This window comes from Massilia sp. GER05 (genome assembly GCF_052056005.1).
In the GTDB taxonomy this organism is placed as follows: domain Bacteria; phylum Pseudomonadota; class Gammaproteobacteria; order Burkholderiales; family Burkholderiaceae_D; genus Telluria; species Telluria orientalis.
This window is the reverse complement of sequence record NZ_CP178858.1, coordinates 612,919-625,695: the sequence shown is the minus strand read 5'-3', so window position 1 is coordinate 625,695 and position 12,777 is coordinate 612,919. Positions and strand designations below refer to the sequence as shown.

The window sequence follows — 12,777 nt, the reverse complement described above, 5'->3', positions numbered from 1 at the left end:
ATCGCACGGTCTCTAGAATGTTCGTTCTTCAGGCCAGGAAAAATCAAAGATTCTTTAGTACGTCATTTTCGGCACCAAACCGTAACATATTACTCAACAATCGCGCTGCTGGCGCATTTATTTTTGGACTTTTAGCAATTATTTTATGGCCCCCGACCTCTACCTCGACGCAAACGCCACTTCGCCGGTCCTGCCTTCCGCGATCGCCGCCGCGGTCGAGGCGATGGAGGCCTCGTTCGGCAATCCGAGCAGCAGCCACGCCACCGGCCTGCGCGCCAAACGCATCCTCGACACGACCCGTGCGCGCGCCCGCCGCGTGCTCGGTGCCGGGCCGGGACGCGTGCTGTTCACGAGCGGCGCCACGGAAGGCATCCAGACCGCCGTGCTGTCGGCCCTCGTCGCTGTGCGCGAGCGCCGCGCGGCCGGGGAAGACTGCGGTGACCTGCTGGTCTATGGCGCCACCGAACACAAGGCCGTGTCGGAAAGCCTCGCGCACTGGAACCGCCTGCTCGGCACCGGGCTTGCCTTGCAGCCGCTGCCCGTCGACGCGGCCGGCCGCCACCGCCTGGACGTCCTGCGCGACCTGGCACCGCGCGCGGCCATGGTCTGTACGATGGCGGCCAACAACGAGACGGGCGCCATCTCGGACCTGGACGGCATCGCCCGCGTGCTGCGCGCCAGCGGATCGACAGCCTACTGGATGGTCGACTGCGTGCAGGCGCTGGGCAAGCTGCCGCTGGATCTCGCGAACACGCGCATCGATTACGCGCCGTTCTCCGGCCATAAACTGCATGCGCCGAAAGGCATCGGCATCCTGTACGTGCGCGACGGCGCGCCGTACACGCCGCTGATGATCGGCGGCGGCCAGGAAGGCGGCCAGCGCTCCGGCACGGAAAACATGGCCGGCATCGCCGCGCTCGGCGCCGTGCTGGCCGCACTGGAAGAGGGCACGACGTTCCGCACCCACGCCGAGCTGGCCGCCATGCGCGACCGACTCGCGGCCGCATTGCGCGACGCGTTTCCCGGCATCGTCTTCAACGCGCCGTTCGAGCACACCCTGCCGACCACGCTGAATGTCGCCGTGCCCGGCGTCTCCAGCAAGGACCTGCTCGACCTGTTCGACGCGGCCGGCGTGCGCGTCAGCGCGGGCTCGGCCTGTTCCGCCGCCAAGGCCGCGCCCAGCTACGTCCTCGACGCGATGGGCCTGCCCCTGTGGCGCAGCGGCGGCGCCGTGCGCCTGTCGATCGGGCCGCTCGCGGACGACGCATTCATCGACGCCGCCTGCGCGCGCATCCGCCGCTGCGGAGACGCGTTGCGCACGTCGCCGCTCAGCGGCGGCAATCCAGGCGTGATGCAGGTCAGCGGCGACGGGCGGCATGGCTGGATCGTGTTCGATGCCGGGACCTGCGTCGCGATCGATCCGCCGCCGGGGCAGGTTGACCGCATCGCCGCGCTGGCGCGTGACGCGGGCCTGCGCATGGAGGAATTCGACGCGGCGGACCGCGCCACCGTCGCGCTGGACGACGGCAGCCATGCGCCCTGCATGCCCATCGGCGGCGCCGTGCTGGCCCGCCTGCCGGATGGCTGGCTGCTGGGTGAGGCGCAAGACGGCCGCTTGCCGCGCACGGCTGTGCGCCAGGTGTTCGGCGCCGTCGATGCCGGCCGCCTGGCGCAGGTCGCACACGCTGCCGCCGTGATCTGCCACGGCACCGACGTCGATGGCCTGGCCTGTACGACGGTGAACGCGCTGCGCGCCGCCGGCGTGCCGGGCCAGCTGCACCCGGACACGCTGGACGTCTTCCTGCGCCGCCACGCGGACGCATTGCTCGTCGACGTACGCGAAGCCGGTGAATCCGCGGCCGGCGCAATGACCTTGCACGGCCGCGCGGCGCACCACATGCCGCTGTCGCGCCTTGCCGAGCATATGCCGGCATGGTTGTCCGATCCGGCACGGCCGATCGTGTTCGTCTGCCGCAGTGGGAACCGTAGCGCGAAGGCCGCCCTGTGCCTGTGCCGCGCGGGGCATGCGCAGGCGTGGACCCTCGTGGGTGGGCTCGCGCTGGCGTAGAACATACTGATCGTCAATGAGCGTTCGCTAACGCACAGTTTCGCGGTACCTGATTGCTTAGCATGGCGGCAGCCGTGCGCCCTCGTCTCACGCTTCATCCGAATGGTCGCGTCCCGCGTCAGCCGGCGGTCGATTGCGCACGCCACCACGAGGTTCCTGTTGAAAGAAGAAAAAGCGCTGCCGCCCGCAGCCGGCTTCGCCGATGACGACGCCCCGCTGCGCGCCGAACTGTTTTCCGCCGCCCAGATGGCCGTCCACGGCCGCCGCCTCGCCGCGCGCCATCAACTGGCCGACGCGCCGGGCAGCGACCGCCTGCTGGACCGCCTGGACGACAATGCCGCCGTCATCGCCGACGCCTGCGCCGGCCTCGCGCGCGCCGCCCGCGCGGGCGTGCGCCTGCCGCCGGCAGCCGACGCGCTGCTCGACCATGCCTGGCTGATCGACGACCACGTCCGCCTCGCGCGCCGCCATCTCCCCGACGACGACTGCTGCGCGCTGCCCCGCCTGCAGGACGCCGATGCGCCGGGCAACCCGCGCGTGTACCAGCTGGCGCTGGACGTGATCGCGCATGGCGACGGCCGGCTGGACGCGGAAAGCCTCGCGCGCTTCGTCGCCGCGTACCAGGAAGGCGCGCCGCTGGCGCTGGCGGAACTGGCGGCGCTGCCGGCCATGCTGCGCCTCGTGCTGATCGAGAACCTGCGCCGCCTCGCCGTGCGCCAGGCGGACACACGGCGCCAGCGCGTGCAGGCCAACCGCTGGGCCGACCGCATGACGGCGCGGGCCGAGGAGCGTCCCGGTGACCTGATCCTCGTCGTGGCCGACATGGTGCGCGACGTGCAGCCGATGAGCTCCGGCTTCGTGGCCGAACTCGCGCGCCGGCTGCAGGGACGCGGCGGCCCGCTCACCCAGGCCTTGCAATGGATTGCCACGCGCCTCGCGGACGAAGGCCGCACGATCGACCAGGCGATGCAGGCCGACGTCACGCAGCAGGCCGCCGACGACGTCTCGGTGACGAATTCCATCGCTAGCCTGCGCCTGCTGGGCAGCATGGACTGGCGCGAATTCACCGAGACGATGAGCGCCGTCGAGCAGGCGCTGCGCGGCGACCCGGCCGGCGTCTACGGCCGCATGGACGGTGCCACGCGCGACCATTACCGCCACGTGGTCGGGCGCCTCGCGCGGGACGCCGGCCGGCGCGAGATCGAAGTGGCGACGGAAGCGCTGGCGCTGGCGGCGGAAGGGCATGACGCGCGCCGGCGCCACGTCGGCTTTTACCTGGCCGGCGACGGGTTGCCGCAGCTGAAACAGCGGCTGAACCTGCGCCCCCGACGCGTGCGCGCGCTGCCGGCCTACCTGGGCGCCGTCGGCGCGTGCACCGCGCTGTTCGCGGGTGCCACCGTGGTCCACGCGGCGCAGGACGGCGCCAGTCCCGCACTGCTCGTCGCGATCGGCCTGCTGGGCGCCCTCGGTGCGAGCCGGCTGGCATTGGCCCTCGTCGACCTGATGGCCGCGCGGCTCGTCGCGCCGGCGCCGCTGCCGCGCATGGATTTCGGGGCCGGCATCCCGCTGGACGCGCGCGCCATCGTCGTCGTGCCCGCGCTGCTGTACGGCCGCGACAACGTGGCGGCCCTCGTCGAGTCGCTGGAAGTGCACTACCTCGCCAACCGCGATCCGCACCTGCGCTTTTGCCTTCTGACCGACCTGGCCGACGCGCCGCGGCAGGAGGTGTACGGCGACGCCGACCTGATCGAACAGGCGCGCGCCGGCATCGCCGCGCTGAATGCGAAGTATGGGAAGTGCCGGCCGTTCCTGCTGCTGCACCGCCAGCGCACGTGGAGCGAGGGCGAGGGCGCCTGGATCGGCCGCGACCGCAAGCGCGGCAAGCTGGAAGACCTGAACGCGTTCCTGCTGCGCGGCGAGCGCGCGCCGTTCGCCGTGATCGAGGGGCCCGTCGACGGCGTGGACGAGATCCGTTACGTGATCACCTTGGACGCCGGCACCGGGCTGCCGCGCGACGCCGCCCGCGCTTTCGTCGCCGCGATGGCGCATCCGCTCAATCGCCCCGTGCTCGATGATGGTGGCCGGCGCGTGATGGCCGGTCACGGCCTGCTGCAGCCGCGCATGACGGCCGCGCTGCCGCCGGAACACGCGTCGCGCTACGAACGCCTGTGCGGCGGCGCACCCGGCATCGAGCAGGATCTGTTCGGCGAAGGCACGTTCGCGGGCCAGGGCATCTACGACGTGGCGGTGGCCGACCGCGTGCTGCGCGGCCGCCTGCCGGACGACCGGGTGCTGTCGCACGACCTGCTGGAAGGCAGCTACCTGCGTGCCGGCCTGCTGGGCGACGCCCACCTCGTGACGCCATGCCCGCCGCGCTACAGCGACGACGTCGCCCGGCGCCACCGCCAGATCCGCGGCGACTGGCAACTGGCCGGCTGGCTGCGCGACCGCGTGCCGAGGGCGGACGGCAGCCGCGAAGCGAATCCGTTGCCGCCGCTGGCGCGCTGGAAGCTGTTCGACAACCTGCGCCGCAGCCTCGTCGCGCCCACACTTTGCATCCTGCTGGTGCTGTGCTGGGCGCTGCTGCCGGCGCCCGCGTTCTGGACCGCGGCCGTGCTGGCCGTGTTCTTCGTGCCGTTCGCGCTGCGCACGCTCGTCGCCCTGGCCGACAAGCCGCACGACGTCGCCCCCGGCGTGCACCTGCGGCACTGCGCGCACGACGCGCGCATCGGCCTCTATCACGCGCTGCTGGACATGGCCTTCCTGCCGCACGAGGCCAGCTACAGCGTGGACGCGATCGCGCGCGGCGCGTGGCGCATGCTCGTGTCGAAACGGCTGCGCCTGGAGTGGCGCGCGCCCACGCTGTCGCGCTCCAGCACGGACATGGAGTCGAACTGGCGGAACATGTGGTTCGCGCCCGCGTTCGCGGTGGGCGTCGCCGTGCTGCTCAGCTTTGCGAATCCGCTCGCGCTGTTCGCGGCAGCGCCCCTCCTGCTGCTGTGGTTCCTGTCGCCCGTGCTCGCATGGTGGGTCAGCCTGCCGGCCGCGCGTCACGCACCGCACCTGGCGGATGCGCAGCGCCGCTTCCTGCGCACGACGGCGCGCCGCACGTGGGCATTCTTCGAAGACCACGTCACGGCGGAGAGCAACTGGCTGCCGCCCGACCACTTGCAGGAACACCCGGCTCCCGTCGTCGCGCATCGCACGTCGTCCGCAAGCATGGGCTTCGCGCTGCTGGCCAACATGACGGCCTGGGACTTCGGCTACGCGCCCACGGGCGACCTGCTGGCGCGCACGCGCGCGACACTCCAGACGATGGGCCGGCTGGAACGCCAGCGCGGCCACTTCCACGACGCGTACGATACGCGCACGCTGGAGCCGCTGTCCACGGCTATCGCCGGCAGCGGCAACCTGGCGGCGCACCTGCTCACGCTGGCCGCCGGCCTGGAGCGGCTGGCCGACGAGCCCATCGCCTCCAGCCGCGCACTGGACGGCATCCGCGACACGCTCGACGTCGCCGACGAACACGCCGTGCCCGCCGTGCGCGAGGCGATCGGCGCGCTGCGCCTGCACCTTTCGCCGGAGCGCTGCCGCAATGCGGGCACCTTGCCGGGCCTCGCCGATTGCCTGCAGACGCTGGCGCGCGACGCCGAGGCGTTGTGCGCCGCCGTGCCGGACGACGCCGATCCGCAGCTGCGCGACTGGGCCGGCAGGCTGGCGCGGCAAACGGCGGCCGCGCAGGCGGACCTGCTGGCGATGGCGCCGTGGATGCGCGTCGTGCAGGAATACGTGATCGATTCGAGCCTCACCCGCATCCCGACAGTGCGCGAGCTGGCCGGCTTCGGCATGAAGGGGCCGGGCGATGACCTGGAACCGGACGAGCGCACGCGCCAGCTGCTGCTGGCCGGGCTTGTCGAGGAAGGCAGCACGAACGCGCGGGTGCGCCTGCAGGAGATCGCGCGACTGGCCCGCGCCGCGCGTGCGTGCGCGGATATGGATTTCGGTCTGCTGGCCGACGCGGACACGGGATTGCTCGCATCGAATGCCCGCCTGGCCAGCTTCACCGGCATCGCGCGCGGCCAGCTGCCGCAGGAACACTGGACCGCGCTGGGCCGCCAGATGTGCCGCGCGTACGGCCACCCGGTGCTGCTGTCGCCGGACGGCGCGCTCGACGACTACCTGGCGCCGCTGTTGGTGATGCCGGCGTACCGCGACACGCTGCTGGACCGGACGTACCGGGGCATCGTCCGCGCGCAGGCGGAATACGGCCGCCGCCGCGACGTGCCGTGGGGTTTTGCGGCTTCCGGCTACAACGCGATGGACGCCGCTTTGCATTACCAGTACCGCGCCTTCGGCATACCCGAGGTGGGTACACGGCGCGGCACGCAACGGGTATCGGGCGAGGACCTCGTCGTCGCGCCGTATGCCGCGCTGCTGGCGCTGATGGTCGAGCCGGAGCGCGCCTGCGCCAACCTGGAACGCATGGCGCAGCTGGGCTTCACGGGCCGCTACGGTTTCTATGAAGCCGTCGACTACACGCCGGCACGGCGGCCCGCAGGCCAGGCCCATGCGATCGTGCGCGCGTTCATGGCGCACCACCAGGGCATGGGTTTGCTGGCGCTGTCCTGCCTGCTGCACGACCGGCCGATGCAGCGCCGCTTCGCCGCCGAACCGCAGTTCCTGGCCGCGTTGCCGCTGCTGCAGGAACCGGTGCCGCACGCCGCCGCGGGGCGCCACGTGGAGGTCGACGACACGCGTCCGCGCGCACCCGACACCGCCACGACGGCGCGCACGGTGACGCAGCCGGATGCCGCGCCGCAGGACGTGCAACTGCTGTCCAACGGCCGCTACCACGCGCTGGTGACGGCGAGCGGCGCCGGCTACAGCGCGTGGCGCGACGTGGCCGTCACGCGCTGGCGCGCGGATCCGACCGCCGGCGACAGCGGCCATGTCTGCTACGTGCGCGACGTGGACAGCGGCGCCGTGTGGTCGAACACGTGGCGGCCCACGCTGGCGCGGCCCGAGCATGACGAAGCCCGGTTCTCCGAAGGCCGCGCGGCATTCCGCCGGCGCGACCACGGCATCGAACTGCACACGGAGATCGTCGTCGCGCCCGACGACGACGTCGAACTGCGCCGCCTGCGCATCGCCAACCGGACGGGCACGACGCGCACGATCGAACTGACGAGCTACGCGGAGGTGGCGCCGGCCACCGTGCAGATGGAGATCCTGGCGGAGCGCGACGCGCTCGTGTGCGCGCGTGGGCAGGCATGGCTGCTGAACGTGATGACGGTGCACGGCGCGGACGCGCCCGCGGCCCAGTTCGGGACGGACCGCGCGCACTTCATCGGCCGCGGACGGAGCCGGACGCATCCCGCCGCGCTGGAGGGCCGCGCGCCGCTGGGCGGCCTGGACGGCGCCGTGTCCGATCCCGCGCTGGCGATCCGCCGCATCCTGGCGCTGGCGCCGCACCAGGAAGCGACCGTCGACATCGTGCTGGGCGTGGCCGAGACGCGCGACCACGCGCTGCGCCTGATCGACAAATACCGCGACCGCCAGGTGGCCGACCGCGTGCCCGAACTCGCATGGACGCACGGCCAGGTCATGCTGCGCCAGTTGAACGCGAGCGAGGCGGACGCCCAGTTGTACGCGCGCCTGGCCGGCAGCGTGCTGTGTCCGCAGCCCGCGCTGCGCGCCGACCCGGCCGTCATCGCGCGCAACCAGTACGGCCGCGCCGACCTGGAAGCCCTCGGCATTCCGGGCGACCGTCCGCTCGCGCTGCTGCACCTGCGCGACGCCGCCAACCTCGGCCTCGCGCGCCAGGCGGTCCAGGCGTATGCGTGGTGGCGCGCGAAGGGACTCGCCGCGAACCTCGTGGTCTGGTGCGACGGCCCGGCGGCGCTGCAGGACGAGGTCATGCGGCTGCCCGGCGCGGGCGGCGTGTACGTGTGCACGTCCGAGCAGCTGTCGCTGGAAGACCGCATGCTGATGCAGGCCGCGGCGCGCGTGGTCCTGGCGGACGACCAGGGGAGCCTCGCCGAACAACTGCGCCGCGCGGCCGCGCGCAAGGCCGAGCTGCCGCCGGCGCTCGTGCCGACCGCGGCGCCGGGCCAGGACGAAGAGACCGCGCCGGCCACGCAGAAACTCGTGCAGGACGGCGGCACCGGCGGCTTTACGGCCGACGGGCGCGAATACGTCATCCGTACGGGCCCGGGCCGGCACACGCCCACGCCGTGGGTCAACGTGCTGGCGAGCCCGATGTTCGGCACGGTGATCTCGGAAAGCGGCCAGGCGTACAGCTGGAACCAGAATGCCCATGAATTCCGCCTGACGCCGTGGGACGACGATGCCGTGGCCGGCCGCGGCGGCGAAGTGTTTTATCTGCGCGACGAGCAGACGGGCGTGTTCTGGTCGCCGACGGCGCTGCCGGCACCCTCCGGCGCCGGCTACGTCACGCGCCACGGCTTCGGCTACAGCGTGTTCGAACACGCGGCGCACGGCATCCACAGCGAGCTGCTGACGTATGTGGCGCTGGACGCGCCGCTGAAACACATCGTGCTCAAGCTGCGCAACGACGGGGCCACGGCGCGGCGCCTGTCCGTCACGGGTTACGTGGAGTGGGTGCTGGGCGAGCTGCGCGCGGATGCCGCGCCGCACGTGGTGACGGAGCAGGATCCCGTCAGCGGCGCGCTGTTTGCCCGCAACGCGTGGAACGGGGATTTCGCGGGCCGCGTCGCGTTCTTCCACCTCGATGCCGAGCACGTGGCGTTTACCTGCGACCGCGCGGAATTCATCGGCCGCGACGGCAGTCTCGCCAATCCGGCCGCGCTCGGGCGCACGACCTTGTCCGGCCGCAGCGGCGCCGCGCTCGATCCGTGCGCGGCGCTGCAGACCGTCGTCGACCTGGCGCCGGGAGAAGAACAGGAACTCGTGTTCATGCTCGGCGTGGGAGGACGCCGCAACCTGGACGCCACCGGCATGGTCCAGCGCCACAGCGGTGCCGTGACCGCCGCCGCCGACCTGGCGCGCGTGCGCGACTTCTGGGACGACACGCTGGGCGCCGTCCGCATCGAGACGCCGGAACCGGCGTTCGACGTTCTCGTCAACGGCTGGCTGATGGTGCAGGCGATCGCATGCCGCATGTGGGCGCGCACGAGCCATGACCAGTCGGTCGGCGCGTACCGTTTCGGCGACCAGCTGCAGGATGCGATGGCGGCCGTGCACGTGCGTCCGGAACTGCTGCGCGACCACATCCTGCTGTTCGCCGGCCATCAGTTCGTCGAAGGCGACGTGCAGCACTGGTGGCATCCGCCGACGGGCCGCGGCGAGCGCACGCGCTGCACGGACGACGCCCTGTGGTTGCCGCTCGCGGTGCACCGCTATGTGGGCGTGACGGGCGACTACGCGCTGCTGGACGAGATCGCGCCGTTCATCGAAGGCCGTGCGCTCAGGCAGGACGAGGCGGCGTATTGCGACCTGCCCGAGCGTTCGCAGGAACAGGCCAGCATCTACGAACACTGCGTGCGCGCGCTGCGCCGTGCCCTCGTGTTCGGGCCGCACGGCCTGCCGCCGGGGGCGGGTGGCGTTGGCGAGAGCGTCCGGCTCGGGTTCTTCCTGTACGACGTGCTGTGCCGCTTCGCGGAGCTCGCCGACCGCCGCGGCGATTACGGTTTCTGCACGACGTGCCGCAGCGCGGCCCAGGTCCTCGCGCACAACCTCGACGGCAACGCGTGGGACGGCGCCTGGTACCGGCGCGCGCATGGCGACGACAGCGCGAGCGGCATCGATGCGGCCACGCAAAGCTGGGCCGTGCTGTCCGGCGCGGCCGACCGGGACCGCGCGCGCATCGCGATGGAGGCGGTGGACGCGCATCTCGTGCGCGAGGACGGCGGCGCCCAGGACACGCAGGCGGCGATCTGGGCGGCGATGGCGTTCGCGCACCTGGGCGACACGGAGCGCGCGTGGGCGCTGGCGCGCAGGCTCGTTCCGGCCGAGCACACGGCGCCGTACGTGATGACGGCAAGCTGGTACGCGGGCTCGGCCGGCTGGATGTATCGGTTGATCGTCGAATCGTTGCTCGGGGTGACGCGCGCCGGCGAAACCTTGACCTTGATGCCACGCCTGCCCGCCAACTGGGAAGGCTTCCGTCTACACTACCGCTACCGCGGCAGCCAGTACACGATCGCCGTGCGGCGCGCGGACGAGCCGCTGCTCCAGGTGGACGGGGTGGCGCAGCAGGGCAATACGATCGCGCTGGTGGACGACGGCCGGACGCACGAGGTGGAACTGCACGTGGCTTCCCGCCACGACGACATGCAAATGGATAAACCCTTAAATTTTGTCAATAAGTTAATGTCTAACTGACAATTTTATGAGTTGCGGATCAAGGCCGACATGCATGCAATTGCAAAAATTGCATCATGAAAACCTCGATCCCCACTCTCTCCCTGGTGCTGGCCGCGGCCGGCGTGTTCAACCCTTGGCTTGGCTCTGCGTCGGCCGCGACGCTCGAACACCGCGAGTTCGACGCGACCCTGCTCGCGCCGTACCGCGGCGACGTTCGCGATGCGCGCTCGTTCACCTTGTCGTTCAACTATCCTGGCCTGCACGCGCGTCGTCCCGTGACATGGCGCCTGGAACTCGTCGCGCCGTCTGGCCGCCGCGTCGCCCAATGGCAGGGGCGGCTCGCGCTGGGCGGTACGCCGCCGGGTGCACAGTCGCGTGTCGTGGCCGTGCGCTGGCAGGGCATGCTCGCCGGCCGCCGGCCCGCATCCGGCATCTACCGCGTACGCCTGCATGCCGCCAGCGGCAGCGAGACGGCCGACCAGGCCTGGGACATCGCCGTCGGCACCGTGCCGGCGCCCGCGCTGCCCGCGTTTTCTCCGCTGCCGACGGGACGCGCACCCATGATGGCCATGCCGGCGCCGGGCGCGCTGCCGTACACGGTCTATTACGGCAACCTGCACAGCCAGACGCGCGACAGCGACGGCGGCGGCCCCGTCGACAACTGCCACGGCGCGCAGGATCCGCAGACGGCGCCCTACGGTCCGGATGTCGCCTACCCGTATGCGCGCAGGCACGGCCTGGACATCCTGATGGTCTCGGAGCACAACCACATGTACGACGGCTCGGACGGCACGAACCTCGATGCCGATCCCGCGCAGGCGAAGGCGCTGTACCACGCCGGCCTGAAGACGGCGCGCGATTATTCGGATGCGAATCCGGGCTTCATCGCGCTGTACGGCATGGAATGGGGCGTGATCGGCAACGGCGGTCACCTGAACATCTTCGACAGCGACGAACTGCTCGGCTGGGAAAAGAACGGGAAGGGCGAGCTGCTTGCGGACACACCAACGGCCAAGAGCGACTACGCTGCGCTGTACGCCCTGATGCGCCAGCGCGGCCTGACCGGCCAGTTCAACCATCCCGCGCCGACCGGCCAGTTCACCGTGAACGGCACGCCGCTCGCCTACACGCCCGACGGCGACGCCGTGATGGCCTTGTGCGAAGTGGTCAACAGCACCGCGTTCTCCGTCAGCGAGAACGAGGGCGAAACGCGGCGCAGCACTTTCGAACTGGCCTGCAACAAGCTGCTGGAAGCGGGTTACCACGTGGCGTTCAGCAGCAACCAGGACAACCACTGCGCCAACTGGGGCGCGTCGTACAGCAACCGCAGCGCCGTGTTGATCCCGAACGGCGTGCCGCTGACGCGCGCCAGCTTCCTCGAGGCCGTGCGCGCGCGCCGCGTGTTCGCGACGATGGACAAGGATGCGCAGGTGGTCCTCACCGCAAACGGCCACCTGATGGGCGAGCGTTTCGACAATACGGGCGCGCTGCGGCTGCAGGTCGCCTACGCCAGCGCGGCGGGCCGGCAGGCCGCGACGGTGGCGATCATCGAAGGCGTCCCGGGACGCAACGGCGACGTGAGCCAGCTGTCCGACAAGGCCGACGTCACGACAGCGCCTTCGCCGGGCGCGCATTTCTATTATGCGAAGGTGACGCAGGACGACGGCAAGATCCTGTGGTCGGCCCCGGTCTGGGTGACGCAGCAGCCCTAGAAGCCCAGGCTGCGTCCCGCGCCGAACAGGGTGGCGATGCCCAGCACGGCGAAGATCAGCGCCGCCAGGCCGTGCACCAGCTTGAGAGGCACACGTCCGGCGATCCGGTCGCCGAAGTACACGGCCGGCACGTTCGCGAGCATCATGCCGAGCGTCGTGCCGGCGACCACCGCCACGGCGGACGAGTAGCGCGCCGCCAGGGCGACGGTCGCAACCTGCGTCTTGTCGCCCATCTCGGCGACGAAGAACGCGAGCACGGTGGTCAGAAAAACGCCGAAGCGCGCCAGCGGCGTCTCGTCCTCGTCCACCTTGTCCGGCACCATGATCCAGGCGGCCATGCCGAGGAAGACGATGCCCAGCACCCAGCGCATGACGTCTGGGCCGAGCAGGCGGCTCACGAGCGCGCCGACGGCGGCGGCGAAGGCGTGGTTGGCGACGGTCGCGACGAAGATGCCGGCCACGATGGGCAGCGGACGGCGGAAGCGTGCGGCAAGGAGGAAGGCCAGCAACTGCGTCTTGTCGCCGATTTCGGCGAGGGCGACGATGCCGGTGGAAACGAGGAAGGCATCCATGGAAAGGCGGATCATAGCAGAGGTGTGGCGCCGACGCGAACATGCTATCCTGCCCCGCGCTTCCACCATCCGAGGAATC

At 71.2% G+C, this 12,777-nt stretch carries 4 protein-coding genes; 3 read left to right on the top strand and 1 reads right to left on the bottom strand.

Annotated elements, in window-relative coordinates; genetic code table 11:
* Positions 1-145 precede the first annotated feature (145 nt).
* From ACL58G_RS02750 to ACL58G_RS02740, 3 genes are all read left to right on the top strand, one after another.
* Positions 146-2,068: an aminotransferase class V-fold PLP-dependent enzyme gene (locus ACL58G_RS02750; protein WP_440965033.1), complete on the top strand. Its 1,923-nt coding sequence runs from the start codon at positions 146-148 to the stop codon at positions 2,066-2,068.
* A 159-nt stretch (positions 2,069-2,227) separates the two neighbouring features.
* Positions 2,228-10,432 carry a GH36-type glycosyl hydrolase domain-containing protein gene (locus tag ACL58G_RS02745; RefSeq protein WP_440965031.1) on the top strand — a complete coding sequence of 2,735 codons (8,205 nt, stop codon included), beginning with the start codon at positions 2,228-2,230 and terminating at the stop codon, positions 10,430-10,432.
* 56 nt (positions 10,433-10,488) lie between these two features.
* A complete protein-coding gene (locus tag ACL58G_RS02740; RefSeq protein ID WP_440965029.1) occupies positions 10,489-12,126 on the top strand; it encodes a CehA/McbA family metallohydrolase in 1,638 nt (545 codons plus the stop codon).
* On the opposite strand, the gene ACL58G_RS02735 is transcribed toward ACL58G_RS02740, so the two are convergent.
* Entirely contained in the window at positions 12,123-12,698 is a 576-nt protein-coding gene (locus tag ACL58G_RS02735) for a TMEM165/GDT1 family protein (protein ID WP_413339035.1), read from the bottom strand. The genes ACL58G_RS02740 and ACL58G_RS02735 overlap by 4 nt on opposite strands.
* Between the last annotated feature and the right edge of the window lie 79 nt (positions 12,699-12,777).